Here is a 14001-nt window from a genome sequence, read left to right as displayed (position 1 = left end):
GAGATGGGCGTTCTTAAGAGCAGACCTGGCGAATGCAAAGTCGGCTAGCGGGGCGCGATCCGTCCATCCTCCGCAATCGCCACGCGCAGGGGCAGGGTGGGCGAGGCAAGGGCTGTGCTGACCTCGGGCCGATCCGGCAGCTTGACCTGAAATCGTAGTGTCCCCGGCGCGAAATCCTGCTCGACGGCCCAGACGCGGTCCACGCCCAGTTGCCGCGTCGCTGCCGCCCCGTCACTCTGGACTGAGACGGTCACGATCTGGCCGCTGGCATTGATCACGCGCACATCCGGGCGGGGAATAGTCAGCCACGCCCCTAGCGCGCACAGCCCGAACAACACCGCGCCCACCGCCAGCCGGGCCGGGGTGGCCGGGGGCCGTTTGCGCAGGATTGAGCCAGCGGTGAAAAGGGGTTTGCGGGGGCGGGACTCGGTCACGGGGCTATTGTGCTCCACGGACGAGGACCAGCCTCATGACATCTCAAACTCACTGCACTTCGATGCGTCCGCCCTGACCCACCACGAACGACGGGCGGCTTCCGGTGGTCTTTGGCGAGTGGGAAGCCGACTGGCGCTGGCCGCCCGCCTCCTGCACGGTCAGTTTGACCTGACCCGTCTGCGCCCGTTCCAGCGGGACACGCCAGGTCTGGTGGGGCCACAGGTGTTCGCGGTGCAGGCAGTCGCCGCCGCTCTGGCAGACCGTCAGACCGCCGATCACCGCGCCGCTGCGGTTGGCCACCTGCACCCCCGCCGCCCCGAACAGCAGCAGGTACAGCCACAGGGCCAGTGTCAGGAAGGCCAGGGCAGCGGCAGTGGGAAGGGCCAGACGGTCACTCATGGCCCCAAAGTTACACACGAGGGTCTGCTACGCATCATACAAATGGCCCATCGCCCGCCGGGGGTGGCCCGTGTCTCTCGATGGCGGACACTTTAGCCTTCAGCGGAAAGACGCCCGTGAAGAGCCGGGGCCACGCCAGACGCGCCGCGCCCACTTCCAGCTCCAGCCCAAGCTCGGAGAAATGCCGCTGCCACAGCGCCTCAATGCGCGGCGTGATGATCTCGCGCAGGTGGGCCTCTGCCGCTTCCCGCTGCTCGCCCAGATCGAAGGGGCTGGGATTGCTCAGCCGCTCCCGCACCTCTGACCGGGCAAAGGATTGATACAGCGTGTCGTCCACCATCCGCGCGAACAGTGCTTCGGCGTGGGCCGCCCGGTCCGTTCCCAGCGCCGCGAGTTTGCCGAAGGCGATGGCCGTTCCCAGCGTGTTGCCCGCCGTGTTCCAGGCGCTGAAGCCTGCCAGTTCTGCCAGTGGCAGCCCCTGGATCAAGGTCCACAGGCGCCGCTCGGCCCCGTTGGGATAGGCGATGTCGGCCAGCGAGACCGCGTATCCGGCCTCCAGATCGGCCCGCAGCGCGTCCACGAAGGCGGGGAGGTGACGGTGAGGCGTGTCCACCGTGGCGAAATCCGGTTGCCGGTTGGCCTGCCGCAGTCCAGGGGTGTTGACCGCCAGCACAAAGTCCGCCTCATCTGGCGTGTCGGCCAGCCCGCAGCCCGCAGCCCGCAGGTGGGCGCGGACCAGTTCCCCGGCGGGACGGTCCTCGTAGATCATCTCCGCGCCCGCGCCGCCCAGACCGCTGTAGCGCACCCACACGCGCGCCGTTGCCGGGGCCAGCGCCCGTGCCAGCAGCGCGCACGGCACCTCATCTGCGCCGGGGTAGATGTCCAAACGCGGCCACACGTCCAGCTCGTCGGCCCGCGCCTCCAGCATTCTGCGGTCATAGGCGGCCAGTCCATACGGCGTCGTGTCGTCCAGTGTCAGGCACAGATGACTCAGCACACCCGCTGAGAGCAGGTCCAGCGCGGCCAGATGCAGGGCGCGGTTGCGTTCGCGGGTCCCGGTCCAATCGGCCAGAATGTCGGCAGGCAGGGCAGCGCGGGCGACTTCCAACGCTTCAGCATCTGCTACGCCGTGGCGGGCGTGACGGTCAAATGCCGCGCTGTAGGCCCGTAATTCGCGCCCCCACTGGCCGTAATACGGTTTCTCCTCGTGCGGATCGTTGTCGTGGGCCACCCGCACGATCACCCCGAAGGCGTAAATCTGGAGGTCTGGCTCGCGCCGCTTGACCTCGGCCAGCACGGCCAGCCGCTCCAGCACTATCTCCAGTGGGTCAGACACGCGCCGCGCCGGAATCATGCCGCCCAGACACAGGGTTTCCAGACAGACGATCAGGATATCGGCCTGATCTGCCTCCTTCAATAGCCAGTGTTTGAGAAGATCCGTATTTCCAGGCGTGAAGAAATCTGGCAACGCCTCAGCGGGCGGCACGCGCACAGCGGCCCCGGTCATCCTGGCAAGTTGCGCGGGCAGCTCCAGCGTCTGCGGGCGGGTGTCGGGCGGAATCAGCAGCACCGTGGGCGGCTTGTCGGATGGAGGAAGCATCGGCCCTCAGCGTAATTCACAGGGCGGGGCAGTGGGCAGAACCCGTCGTCTCACTCGCTCAGATTTTCTGTCTGCGGTGGCCTGCCCGCACCCGCTCATAAACCTCTTCCAGTGCCTGCGCCCGTTGCGGCAGATCATACCGGGCGGCGCTGGCCCGCGCGCCTGCCTGTAACGCGCCCAGTCGGTCCGGGTGCAGGGCGTATAGCAGGCCGTCGGCCAGGGCCTGCGGCGTGGCCTCACGCACCGTGCCGTTGATTCCCTCTCCGATCAGGTCCAGCGCGGCGGGGCTGTGGGCGGCCACCAGCGGCGCGCCCGCCGCCAGCGCCTCGATCATGCTCATGGGCAGCACCTCGCTGGTGCTGGCGGTCAGGAAGGCGTCGGCGGCGGCCAGCGCTTCTGGCACGCGGGCGTAGGGGACCGGGCCGGTGAATCTCACGCCCTCCGGGGCTTCCCTGGCTGCCGACATGCGGCTGGGACCATCGCCCACCACCAGCAGGCGCAGTTCCGGGCGGCTGGCCCGCGCCTGATCGAAGGCCCGGATCATCACCTCCAGATTCTTCTCCGGGGCAAGGCGGCCCAGGTACATCACCAGCGGCGCGTCCAGGGGAATGTGGTGTTCGGCCCGGAAGGCCCGCCCGTCTGCGGCCCGGAACGCCGCCAGATCCACCGGATTGGGAAACTGTTCGACATGCCCCGCATAACCGTAGCCGTGCAGCATCTGCACCATCGCGCGGCCTGGGGCCAGCACGGCGTCCACCCGGCGGGCAAAGGCGCTGACATGCGGGCGCAGCATGGCGCGGCCCAGGCGAGGAGGCATCGGGGTGTAGTGCAGGTATTCGTCGTACTGGGTGTGCGCCGTGAACACCACCGGAGCGCCCGACAGCCGGGACCACTTCAGCGCCAGTCCCCCCGCCAGAAACGGGTGCATGGTGTGCAGCACGTCCAGATCGCGCAGCGGCAGGCGGGAGGTCAGCAGCGGGCCAGGGGCCAGCAGCACCGGGTAATCTGCCGGAGCGCCCAGCGCCCGCGCCCCCAGAAACGAGCTGTTCAGGCGGTACACGCCGTCCTCGTGCGCGGGCATCAGCGGGTGGCGCGGGGCGAACACGCGGACCTCATGGCCGCGCTCCCGCAGACCGCGCACGAACAGCGCCGTGCTGGTGGCCACGCCGTTGCGGGACGGCAGGTAGGTCGCGGTGATGATCCCGATTTTCACACTGGGCGGCAGTCTAGAGCATGGCGGCGGGGAGGGTGAACAGGACGGCGGACCACTCAGGAGGCCCGCCGTCTCAGTACCAAGAGCAGCAGGACTTACGCGATATCACTCGGCAAACTGATAAACACGGTCTTTTCTCCCTCCTTCTTGATGGGGAACTGGCTTGATGAGGAACTGGCACAGCCCGCCTGCGAGAGGGTTGGGGAGGTTGTAAGGCGAAGTGGCGGTCCAGAGCTACTTTTCGGCCAATACATCTCAAGCCTTTTCCGCGTTCTGCGCATGTACTGAGCAGGTCACGTACAGGTTAAAGCCCTGTCTTTCACCGTTTGCCCATTTGACGGGTTGAGCGCTGTCCACCCCCTCCTCGCTATGCTGCCTGTCATGACTGCCTCCAGCCGTTCTTCCACCGCACCCCTCATCATCCCCTGCGTGGATATCCAGTCGGGCCGCGCCGTACGCCTGTACGAGGGCGATCCTGACCGCGAGACCGTGTATTTCGAATCGCCGCTGGAAGCCGCGCGCCACTGGGTAAGCCTGGGCGCGGGGCTGGTGCATCTGGTGGACCTGGACGCCGCCACCGGAAGAGGCGAGAACCGCGCGGTGATCGCGCAGATCGTGACCGAACTCGGCGTGCCGGTGGAGGTGGGCGGCGGGATCCGGGACTGGGCCGGAGCCGAGGCGTTGCTGAAAAGTGGCGTGGACCGGGTGGTGATCGGCACTGCCGCCGTCAAGAACCCCGAGCTGGTGGCCGAATTGATCGCCGCGCATGGCCCCGAACGCGTGGTGGTCAGCCTGGATGCACGCGGGCTGGAAGTCGCCACCCACGGCTGGGCGCAGGGCAGCGGCATACAGGTGGCCGAGCTGACGCCCCGGCTGGCTGACGCGGGCCTGGAAACCCTGATCTTCACCGACGTGACCCGCGACGGAACCCTCAAGGGCCTGGACCGCGAACTGATGCGGGAGGTACGTCGGCTGTGGACCAACACCCTGATCGTGGGCGGCGGCGTCGCCAACGCGGACGACGTGCGCCTGCTAGCCGAGGAAGGCATTCAGGGGGCCATCGTGGGCCGGGCGATCTACGAGGGCACGCTGGCGTATCCAGTCATCTTCTAACCTGTCTCTGCTGCCGCCGTCGCCCGCCGGGCCAGTTTCGGGATGGTCAGCCCCTGCACCAGCAGGCTGAAAATGACCACGCCGTAGCTCAGGACCAGCAGGGTGTTGCGAAAATCGCTCTCCGGCACGTTGTAGGCCAGGGCCAGGGTCACGCCGCCGCGTAGGCCAGACCAGACCATCAGGCGGCGGGTGTACGGCGGAAACGTGTTGCGCCGTTTCAGCAGCGTGATCGGCAACCACACACCCAGCGCCCGCGCGCCCAGCCCCAGCACGATCACGGCAGGGAGCAGCGCCAGCAGGGGCCAGCCCAGGTCCAGACTCAGGATCTCGAAGGCCATCAGCGTGAACAGTGCGGCGTTCAGCAGGTAGTCCACGAAGTTCCAGAAAGTAAAGAGGTGATCCCGGATCGTGTCCAGTCGGGTGCGGTTCATGCGCTCCCAGCGTGCAGCACGTTCATCGTTCTGCGCTGCCTCCTGAATCTTCCTGCGAATCACTTGCAGCAAGGCCACCAGCGTCAGGCCGCTCATGACCGCCGTGACGGGCGCGCTAACCTCCAGCCACTGTGCCAGCGCGCTGCCGCCCACCACCAGCGCCAGTGAGATGACCAGCCGGGTGTTCTCATCCAGCGCCGTGCGGCGGATGAAGGCGAAGGCCACCCAGCCCAGCGCCGCGCCCAGCACCAGCCCGCCCAGCATCTCGCGCCCAAAGAGCAGCAACGTGCTGGCCAGGGTTACGTCCTGTGGGTTGGGCGGCAGCAGAGAGATCAGCACGGTAAAGGCCACCACGCCCACGCCGTCATTGAACAGCGATTCCCCGGCGATCAGCGATTCTACTTTCTCCGGCACTTTCGCAGCCTTGAGCAGTGGCAGGGCCGCCACCGGATCAGTCGGGGCGACGATGGCCCCGAACAGCAGGGCCGCCGCCCACGGAACAGGCATCCCCGCCCACTGGAGCAGGCAATAGAGGCCGCCCCCCAGCGTCAGCAGCGTGATCAGGGTGGTCAGCAGGGTCACGGCGATCACCGACAGGCGCTGCTCGAACAGCAGGCGCACGTTGATCTGGATGGCACTGGCAAACAGCAGGAAGCCCAGCAGCCAGTCGAAGACCAGTGAGCCGAAGGGGAGCGAGGTCACGGTGGCCTGGAACTGGTTGGCCAGCGGTACGCCCAGCCGGTCCAGCACGGCCACGCCCCCGGCCAGCAGCAGCCCGCCGATCAGGATACCGATGGTGGGAGGCAACTTCCAGTAACGGCTGTTGATGAACGACAGCGCGGCCAGCAGCACCATGAAGATTCCGAAGGTTTCGCTGGATGCCATGCGGTCAAGTATGCCGCCCGCATCTGTGGGCCTTTTTCTTTATGTTGCGCTTCATGGTGCGGCGTCAGGTCTGTCGCCTGTCCAGGCCATTGTTGCTCGCTGAACTGAGGGGTTGGCTGAGCTGAGCAGTTTGCAGGGCTGAGAAGTTTGCAGGGCTGAGAAGTTTGCGGGGCTAAGGACCCCTACCGGGGAGGCTTGCCCGCACAGCACGGAGATGAAATAAGTATGGAATTAGAACATTGTCTCTGCTGTTCCGGCTGACTGCCCTGCTTTGCGCCGCCATGCTGCCTGCTGGGGCCGGGGCGGTGGAGGTGGTTCCTGGCACCCAGACGTACTACTCCGTCTCCAGGGACCCGATCACTGATATCAACACCAGTTTCGTGACTTTGCAGGAAATTAACGACAACGGCGCACAGACCCTGTTCCGGGTCAACTGTTCGAACGGCGGTGTGCCCGATCTGTGGGCGTCCCTCACTTCCAAGAACACCCTGATCCCCGCCGCAGACGCCGATCTGGGCCTGATGCCCGCCGTGACCATCCGGCTGGGCGAGGACGCGCCTGTGGTCTTGCCAGGCGGTGATCTGACTTCGGTGGTCACGCCCAACGACACCGTGAAATCTGAATCTTTAGCGCTGAGCGGGGCGACGGTGCGGCGGATCGTGAATGGCCTGAGCGCGGGCAAACGGCTGGTGGTGCGCGTCAACCGTGCGGCTGGCGGGCAGGCGCTGACCTACACCTTCGCGGCGAATGGATTTGCTACAGCCTGGGCGCAGGTGCGGGGCTGTGGCGCGCTGACCGCCCGTGCCTCCGCTCCGCAGGTCACGCTGACAACTCCGGTGGTGGGAGGCGCGGCTCCCAAATTTACCCGCTGGTACTTCACCACCTGCCGGGATGCCAGCAGCGGCGCAGTCCGTACAGGCTTGCTGGCCGGAAGTGCCCACCTGTGCGATCTGGTCATCGAAACCGTGCCCAACGGCGCGCAGCCCGTCAGCGCCAGCTTCAGCTACGAGCTGGAATACCGTGAGGGCAACGCAGCGGGCAAACTGAAACTGGATACGCTGGACCGCTGGCCCGCCACGACTGGCCCGGTCACGCGCTACCGCTCCAACGGAAACCAGTTGATCTTCACGCTGCCGCTGAATGTCCGCGCCCGGCCAGACCGCGTGTACACCAGCATCAACGTCACCGCCGACATTCTGTTCAGCAATGGCAGCCGCAAGAAGGTCTACGAAGCCCTGCCCGTCAAACCCGCGTTCTGAACGCCAAAGGAATTGACGGCTGCGCTTACTTTCCCTTGCCCCCGGTCCAGCCCAGCAGCCGCAGCACGATCACGGCAGGCACGGCCAGCACGGCGCGAACAGCGTTCCAGACGGTGCCGCGCACGCTGGGCAGCAGCCGTCCTTCGGCGTGGGTGGGGGCGTGGGGCAGCACGCGCGGCAGCTTCGCGTTGGCGGTGTCCAGCAGATCGCCCAGACGGCCCGGCAAGGGCGAACCCTTCTGTTCCTTCTTACTGGCTTCCAGCTCCTGCGCGGTGGGCGTGGTATCGATCTGCGCGCCCTTCTCTGCCAGCGCCGCCTTCTTGTCCACGCTGCCCGCACCGCCCGCGCCGGAGCCGAATTTCTGGGAATATACCCAGGTCACTTCCGCGCCGAAGAAGAAGACCATGCTGGAAAAGTAGATCCACAGCAGCAGCAGCACCAGCGATCCAGCGGCCCCGAAGGCGCTGCCGGGTGCGGCCCGGCCCAGATAGATGCCAATGGCGAGCTGGCCCAGCGTGAACAGCACCGAGGTGATGGCCGAGCCGACCCAGACCTCTTTCCACTGCAATTTGACATTGGGCAGCGTCTTGTACAGCGCGGCGAACACCAGAGTCAGGATGCCCGCGCTGACCACGAAAGTGGCGACGCGCACGAACAGCGTGCCCAGTCCGATGGCCTCGCCCAGTTGCTCGGCGATGGCCGACAGGTAGGTGTTGCCGATCAGAAAGGCGATGATGATCACGCCGATGCCGATGACCAGCGCAAAGGACAGCAGCCGCGACTTGATCACGTTCAGGATGCCGTTGCCCTTGGGCGGTTCCGCGCCCCACAGCGTGTTCAGGGCGTCCTGAAGCTGCACGAACAGCCCGGTGGACCCCATGAACAGCGTCACGAAGCCCGCAATACTGGCAAGCAGCGTGGACTGTTGCAGCTTGCTGCCGTCGGGCACAATGCCCTTGACGAATTCCACGGCGCTCTGGTTGAGGTTGGCGGCCAGGAACTCGAACAGCCGTTCCTGCACGTTGGCATTGGAGAGCAGCCCGCTGGCGACGGCCAGCACGAAGAACAGCAGCGGCGCGATGGCGAAGATGGCGTAATAGGCCAGGGCGGCGGCCAGACGTGGGGCCTTGTCCTGGCTGAAGGCCAGCGCCGCCTCGCGCAGCAGGGTGAACAGATTGGCGGGCGTGAACCTCATGCGGGCAGTCTAACGGGCAGGCCCGCACACGCTCGGTTGACCTAATCTGAAGGTATGCGCCCCATTCCTGACGGTTTCACGCAGACCCTGACCCTGATGGTAACCGATGAGATGACCGTCGATTTTGGCGAACTCGGCGCAGTTCACCCGGTCTACGCCACCTACTGGATGGCCAAACACTTCGAGGAAGCGGGCCGCAAGATCATCCTGCCTTTTCTGGAAGACGGCGAGGGCGGCATCGGCTCGCAGGTGGAGGTAGTCCACACCGGCCCAGCCTTGCCCGGCATGACCGTGACCGTGACCGCCACCTTCACGGGTCAGGCGGGGCGGCGCATCCACGCCAGCATGCGCGCTGTCACCCAACTGGGCGACGAGATCGGCCACGGCAGCACCACCCAGGCCGTTCTGCCGCAGGCGCGCATCGACGCCAATTTCGAGGCGTTGCGGGCGCGCTGGGCTGCCAGAGGCACGGGAGAGAGCAACCCCTGACCCCTTCCATTGGCCACTCGGGCTGGGCCAACAAACCACTTTGACTTCTAAGTAAATGGGTGTAGAGGGTCTGCTGGCCCGCTATGCTGGAGGGCAATATGCCCAAATCTCCCTCCGTGTCCCGGTATTACGATGTCAAGCGCGATGAACAGGGCAACCGGTTTATCGACGTGCAGGTCAGCGGTCTGGCGCTGTTGCAAAACCCGCTGCTGAACAAGACCACCGCTTTTACCCCCGAAGAGCGCCGTGCTCTGGGCCTGGAAGGGCTGATTCCACCGCATATCAGCAGCTTCGAGGAGCAGAAGAACCGCACCTACCACCGTTACTCGCGCTGCATCAATGACCTGGAAAAACACGAATACTTGCGGGCGCTGCAGGACCGCAACGAGGTGCTGTTCTTCGGCGTGCTGGAAGACCACCTGGAAGAAATGCTGCCGATCATCTACACCCCCACGGTGGGCGAGGCGGTCAAGTTCTTCTCCAGCAATTACCGCTACCCGCGCGGCTTCACGGTCAGCACCCAGGACATTGACCGGGTAGAGGACATGCTGGAAAACATCACCGTCAACGACGTTCGGATGATCGTGGCCACCGACAGCAGCGCGATTCTGGGCATCGGGGATCAGGGCTTCGGCGGCATGGCGATCAGCATCGGCAAGCTCTCGCTGTACACGGCGGCAGGGGGTGTCGGCCCCGACAAGACCCTGCCCGTCGAGCTGGACGTGGGCACCAACCGTCAGGACCTGATCGACGATCCGCTGTACCTTGGCGTTCACCACAAGCGCCTGACCGGGGCCGCCTACGACGAGTTTCTGGACTCCTTCGTAGAGGCCGTCTCGGCCCGCTACCCCAAGGCGATCATCCAGTGGGAGGACTTCTCGCGCGGCACGGCCTTCCGGGTGCTGGAGCGCTACCGCAAGGTGGTCCCCAGCTTTAACGACGACATTCAGGGCACCGGGGCGATGGCCCTGGCCGGGGTGATGAGCGCAGCCCGAATCAAGGGCGAGCGCCTGTCCGAACAGGTCTTCGTGATCGTGGGGGCGGGCGCGGCAGGCATTGGCGTCGCCACCGCCATCCGTCAGGGGCTGGAAGCCGACGGCCTCAGCTACGACGAGGCCAACGCCCGCGTATACGTGGTGGACCGTCACGGCCTGCTGATGCACGGGCAGGACGATCTGGAAGAGCAGCAGATGAGTTTCGTGCGCCGCAAGGAAGACATCGCGGACTGGACCTACGCGGGCGACTATCCCACGCTGCACGGCGTGATCGTCAACGCCCGCGCCACTGCGCTGCTGGGCTTTACGGGTGTGCCGGGCCTGTTCCGCCAGGAAAGCGTGGAGGCCATGCTGGACCACACGCCGCGCCCGATCATCTTTCCCCTCAGCAACCCCAGCAGCCATGTCGAGGCGCAGCCTGCAGACCTGATCAAATGGACGAACGGCGGCGCGATCATCGCCTCCGGCAGCCCCTTCCCAGACGTGGAATATCAGGGCAAGAGCTACCCGGTGGGGCAGGGCAACAACGCGTTTATCTTCCCCGGCCTGGGCTTCGGCGCAGTGGCCGCCCGCGCCCGCGAGATCACCGACAACATGGTGATGGCCTCGGCAAAAACGCTGGCCGAGTTCACCCAGAGTTACGGCGAACGCGTCTACCCGCCCATCAGCTCCCTGCGCGAGCTGAGCATCCGCGTGGCGGTGAACGTGGCCCGGCAGGCGATCACCGACGGCGTGTGCGCCGAGCGCCGGATTCGCACCATGACCGACGAGCAACTGGAAACGGTGATCCGTGACCGCGCGTGGCTGCCCCAGTATCTGCCGTTGCGAAAGGCGGGAGGAGCAGAGTAGACGGTTCGGAAATCACTCTTTACCTTCTGCGCCACGGCCAGACCGTCTGGAACGTGGAGGGCCGGGGCCAGGGCCGCCTGGATTCCCCGTTGACCGAGCTGGGCATTCAACAGGCTCGGGCATCAGACGCTAGCAACCCTGCCCTCACCACTGCCTGCCTTGCGCTGGATGGTCTGGCTGTGCCGCTGACCGTGCTGGACGATCTGGCCGAGGTGGATATGGGAGAAGTGGCAGGACTGCTACCTTCTGAGCGCTTGGCCCGTTTCCCACTGCTGGCCGAAGCGTGGAAAGTCCCGCATGGTTCTGCCCGGCGGCGAGAGTTATGAAACGGCCTTACCTCGCGTAGCCCGCGCCCTGCAACGCATCCGGGCCATGTGCTGATCGTGTCTCACGAGATGATCGGCAGGCTGCTGCGGATGCGTCTGCTGGGCCTGACACCGGATCAGGCGATGGCACTCAGCCATCCGCAGGACGTGATTTACCGAATTGAGGGCGGGCAACTGACCGAGAGCATGGGCGGTCAGCCCTTTCAATCCCCCCCGCCCTCACCCCGCCCCTGACCGCCCCGCCCTAAACTGTGGGGGTGAAGAGGTGTGCGGTGTGCGGTGAATGTCCAGCGGTCCATAGATCGGTCTTTTTTGCTGTCCTGCAAGTCACTCGCCGCACGCCGCACACCACGTTGGAGGTGCGCCTGTGAGCGCCATCTATCAGCGTGCCCGACCCATCCGCTGGGATCAGGTGGTGGGCCAGGAACACGTCAAGGATGTGCTGAAGGCCGCGCTGGAAGCCGGGCGCGTGGGCCACGCCTACCTCTTTAGTGGGCCGCGTGGTGTGGGCAAGACCACCACCGCCCGCCTGATCGCCATGACTGCCAACTGCACTGGCCCGGACCCCAAACCCTGCGGCGAGTGCGAGTCGTGTATCAGCGTGCGCGCCGGGTCCCACCCCGACGTGATGGAAATCGACGCCGCCAGTAACAACAGCGTGGACGACGTACGCGATCTGCGTGAGCTAGTGGGCCTCGCGGCCATGCGCGGCGGCAAGAAGATCTACATCCTGGACGAGGCCCACATGATGTCGCGCGCGGCCTTCAACGCCCTGCTTAAAACGCTGGAGGAGCCGCCCAGTCACGTCATTTTTATTCTGGCGACCACCGAACCGGAAAAGATCATTCCCACCATCCTCTCGCGCTGTCAGCATTACCGTTTTCGCCGCCTGACCCCCGAGGAAATCGCCGGGAAGCTGGCTGGGCTGGCCGTCCAGGAAGGCATGACCGCCGAACCCGAAGCCCTGAACCTGATCGGGCGACTGGCCGACGGGGCCATGCGCGACGGCGAGAGTCTGCTGGAGCGCATGCTGGCGGCGGGCAGCGCTGTGACGCGGGCCGGGGTAGAGGAGGCGCTGGGCCTGCCCCCTGGCGAGCGTGTGCGCGCAATCGCGGCGGCGTTGGTCACGGGTGACGCGGGCGCGGCCTTGCAGGGAGCCGGGAGGTTGTACCGCGACGGCTTCGCGGCGCGCACGGTGGTGGAAGGACTGGTCTCGGCGCTGGGCGCGGCCCTGCACGCCGAACTGGGTCTGGGTGAGGAAGGGCGGTTGGACGGCGCAGATGTTCCCCGACTCCTCAAGTTACAGGCCGCGCTGGACGAGCAGGAGGCCCGCTTTGCCCGCTCTGCCGATGGGCAGAGTCTGGAACTGGCGTTGACCCACGCCCTGCTGGCAGCCGATGCGGGCGGTGGTGGGGGGACGGCCACCAGTGGAAGTGTGGGGGCCATACCGGCGGACCTGATGCAGCGCCTGAACCGCATGGAAAAAGAGCTGGCAGGCTTGCGTGCGGGTGGCGGCCCGGTCAGTGGGGTTGCAACTCAGGAGCGGCGCGGCCCCGCCCCGGCCCGTGAAGTGGTGCGGGAGGCGGTGGCGGCCATCCAGAGTGACCCTCAGATGTATGACGAGGCTCCGGCACCTCAGCAGGGCAACTGGGCCGATGTGGTCCGCGCGGCTAGCATGCAACTCCGCGCCTTCCTGAAGCCTGCGCGGATGCACGCCGAGGCCGGGTATGTCAGCCTGACGTACAGCGACAATGGATTTCACGCCAAGCAGGCGGTCAGCAAGTTCGACGATATTTCCGTGCTGGCCCTCAAGGTGTTCGGTCCGGTCACTTTCGAGCTGATCACGGCGGAGGCCAACAAGAAACAGAAACTGGGCGGCAGCTCTGCGGGAGAGGCTCCGGCCCCAACTCCCCGGCCAGCGCCGTCTGTGCGCCCTGCCCCCGTGCAGGCTGCCCCAGCCGCCGAAATCGAGATCGCCCCCTTTGATCCGGCCCCACGCCGCGCCAGCCGTGGTCTAGAGGGACCGGGAGCGCAGGCGTCTGCCTCGGCCCAGGCCACGCCCCTTCAGACCGCGCTTCCGCCGCGCCCGGCTGTTGTGGCGACGCTGGAACCGCCTGCTGGCGGCCCACCTCCGCGCCCCCAGACACGCCCGCCCGAAACGCGCACTACTGAGACCCGGCAGCCCGAAACCAGACTGGCCCGCCCCGCCAGCCCGGATGACGTGGCCCCTGCGCCGCTGCCCACCATTGATCCAGACCCCTGGCAGGCCGATCATGTGGCCGACGCGCCCCCGCCGCCTGCCGAGGCCCGCGCTCCCTCCCGCGAACTGTATGTTGTGGAGGCCATCGACGTGGAACCCGACTGGGACGACATCGGCGGCCCATTGGACATGGCAGGACCATCCGACCCACCCGATCTGGCCGACGCGCCGTATGCCAGTCTGGCCGCGCCACGTCCCACGCCTGCCCCGCGCCCGGTAGCCTCGCCTCCGCCCTCAGCGGATCAAGCTCAGGCCGCTCAGCCTGCGGCCAGTCGAGCGCAGGCCAGCGCCGCACCGTCACGCCCCGGTGATATCCGCGCGCACCCCATGTACGACGAGATCAAGGGCCGCTTCAGCGGACGCGTGCGCGAGATTGGCAAGAACCGCAACCCCGTGGCTCCGGTGGTAGAAAGCGAGACCGAAGACGAGGACACCGAGAGCTGAACCCATACGGACTCCGATTGAATCGTTTGCAAAAACGATGAACATCCGGGCGGGACCCGCAGAGCTACGAAGCAAAGGAGTAGACCCATACGGGTGCTGTCCCACGAC

General features: G+C 66.2%; 13 protein-coding genes. 7 read left to right on the top strand and 6 right to left on the bottom strand.

The features are described from left to right. Positions 1 to 44: 44 nt before the first annotated feature. The 4 genes from DAAJ005_RS08775 to DAAJ005_RS08760 are packed head-to-tail and all read right to left on the bottom strand — an operon-like array spanning position 45 to position 3647. Positions 45 to 434: a hypothetical protein gene (locus DAAJ005_RS08775; RefSeq protein ID WP_151846783.1), complete on the bottom strand. Its 390-nt coding sequence runs from the start codon at positions 432 to 434 to the stop codon at positions 45 to 47. 49 nt (positions 435 to 483) lie between these two features. Then, positions 484 to 834 (bottom strand): hypothetical protein, encoded by a 351-nt coding sequence (locus tag DAAJ005_RS08770; protein ID WP_151846782.1) that lies wholly within the window; start codon positions 832 to 834, stop codon positions 484 to 486. Positions 835 to 868: 34 nt separating this feature from the next. Further along, a complete protein-coding gene (locus DAAJ005_RS08765) occupies positions 869 to 2434 on the bottom strand; it encodes a DUF4127 family protein (protein WP_151846781.1) in 1566 nt (521 codons plus the stop codon). Positions 2435 to 2492: 58 nt separating this feature from the next. After that, entirely contained in the window at positions 2493 to 3647 is a 1155-nt protein-coding gene (locus DAAJ005_RS08760; RefSeq protein WP_151846780.1) for a glycosyltransferase, read from the bottom strand. 381 nt (positions 3648 to 4028) lie between these two features. Here DAAJ005_RS08760 and hisA point away from each other — a divergent pair, with 381 nt between their 5' ends. Further along, on the top strand, positions 4029 to 4760 hold the full coding sequence (gene hisA, locus DAAJ005_RS08755) for a 1-(5-phosphoribosyl)-5-[(5-phosphoribosylamino)methylideneamino]imidazole-4-carboxamide isomerase (RefSeq protein ID WP_151846779.1): 732 nt from the start codon (positions 4029 to 4031) through the stop codon (positions 4758 to 4760). On the opposite strand, the gene DAAJ005_RS08750 is transcribed toward hisA, so the two are convergent. Next, positions 4757 to 6076, bottom strand: coding sequence for a sodium:proton antiporter (locus DAAJ005_RS08750; RefSeq protein ID WP_151846778.1), 1320 nt, complete (start codon positions 6074 to 6076; stop codon positions 4757 to 4759). The genes hisA and DAAJ005_RS08750 overlap by 4 nt on opposite strands. A gap of 239 nt (positions 6077 to 6315) precedes the next feature. On the opposite strand from DAAJ005_RS08750, the gene DAAJ005_RS08745 reads away from it, so the two are divergent. Further along, positions 6316 to 7335 carry a hypothetical protein gene (locus DAAJ005_RS08745; protein ID WP_226342650.1) on the top strand — a complete coding sequence of 340 codons (1020 nt, stop codon included), beginning with the start codon at positions 6316 to 6318 and terminating at the stop codon, positions 7333 to 7335. Positions 7336 to 7360: 25 nt separating this feature from the next. Here the strand turns inward: DAAJ005_RS08745 and DAAJ005_RS08740 are convergent, their stop codons facing one another. After that, positions 7361 to 8530, bottom strand: a complete 1170-nt coding sequence (locus tag DAAJ005_RS08740) for a YihY/virulence factor BrkB family protein (RefSeq protein WP_151846777.1) — start codon at positions 8528 to 8530, stop codon at positions 7361 to 7363. A 54-nt stretch (positions 8531 to 8584) separates the two neighbouring features. Between DAAJ005_RS08740 and DAAJ005_RS08735 the strand changes: the two genes are divergently transcribed. The 5 genes from DAAJ005_RS08735 to dnaX all read left to right on the top strand — a co-directional run bounded on the left by DAAJ005_RS08735 (position 8585) and on the right by dnaX (position 13893). Next, the gene (locus DAAJ005_RS08735) at positions 8585 to 9019 is read left to right on the top strand and encodes a thioesterase family protein (RefSeq protein WP_151846776.1); all 435 of its coding nucleotides are present in this window, start codon (positions 8585 to 8587) and stop codon (positions 9017 to 9019) included. A gap of 98 nt (positions 9020 to 9117) precedes the next feature. Further along, positions 9118 to 10863, top strand: a complete 1746-nt coding sequence (locus DAAJ005_RS08730; protein ID WP_151846775.1) for an NAD-dependent malic enzyme — start codon at positions 9118 to 9120, stop codon at positions 10861 to 10863. After that, positions 10815 to 11189 (top strand): histidine phosphatase family protein, encoded by a 375-nt coding sequence (locus tag DAAJ005_RS08725; RefSeq protein ID WP_151846774.1) that lies wholly within the window; start codon positions 10815 to 10817, stop codon positions 11187 to 11189. The genes DAAJ005_RS08730 and DAAJ005_RS08725 overlap by 49 nt, the downstream gene beginning before the upstream one ends. Before the next feature lie 48 nt (positions 11190 to 11237). Next, complete coding sequence (locus DAAJ005_RS08720) at positions 11238 to 11423, top strand: hypothetical protein (protein WP_151846773.1); 186 nt, start codon at positions 11238 to 11240, stop codon at positions 11421 to 11423. A 133-nt stretch (positions 11424 to 11556) separates the two neighbouring features. Continuing rightward, entirely contained in the window at positions 11557 to 13893 is a 2337-nt protein-coding gene (gene dnaX / locus DAAJ005_RS08715) for a DNA polymerase III subunit gamma/tau (protein WP_151846772.1), read from the top strand. Positions 13894 to 14001 lie beyond the last annotated feature (108 nt).

Origin of the sequence: Deinococcus sp. AJ005 (genome assembly GCF_009017495.1) — a bacterium.
Classification (GTDB): Bacteria; Deinococcota; Deinococci; order Deinococcales; family Deinococcaceae; genus Deinococcus.
Note: the sequence above shows the minus strand (reverse complement) of the source record. Positions and strands in the feature narration are given on the sequence as shown.

What these genes read in the sequence shown, in the direction of transcription:
- DAAJ005_RS08770 (WP_151846782.1), bottom strand. Translation starts at nt 834, where the DNA reads ATGAGTGACCGTCTGGCCCTTCCCACTGCCGCTGCCCTGGCCTTCCTG.
- DAAJ005_RS08765 (WP_151846781.1), bottom strand. Translation starts at nt 2,434, where the DNA reads ATGCTTCCTCCATCCGACAAGCCGCCCACGGTGCTGCTGATTCCGCCC.
- hisA (WP_151846779.1), top strand. Translation starts at nt 4,029, where the DNA reads ATGACTGCCTCCAGCCGTTCTTCCACCGCACCCCTCATCATCCCCTGC.
- DAAJ005_RS08750 (WP_151846778.1), bottom strand. Translation starts at nt 6,076, where the DNA reads ATGGCATCCAGCGAAACCTTCGGAATCTTCATGGTGCTGCTGGCCGCG.
- DAAJ005_RS08740 (WP_151846777.1), bottom strand. Translation starts at nt 8,530, where the DNA reads ATGAGGTTCACGCCCGCCAATCTGTTCACCCTGCTGCGCGAGGCGGCG.
- DAAJ005_RS08735 (WP_151846776.1), top strand. Translation starts at nt 8,585, where the DNA reads ATGCGCCCCATTCCTGACGGTTTCACGCAGACCCTGACCCTGATGGTA.
- DAAJ005_RS08730 (WP_151846775.1), top strand. Translation starts at nt 9,118, where the DNA reads ATGCCCAAATCTCCCTCCGTGTCCCGGTATTACGATGTCAAGCGCGAT.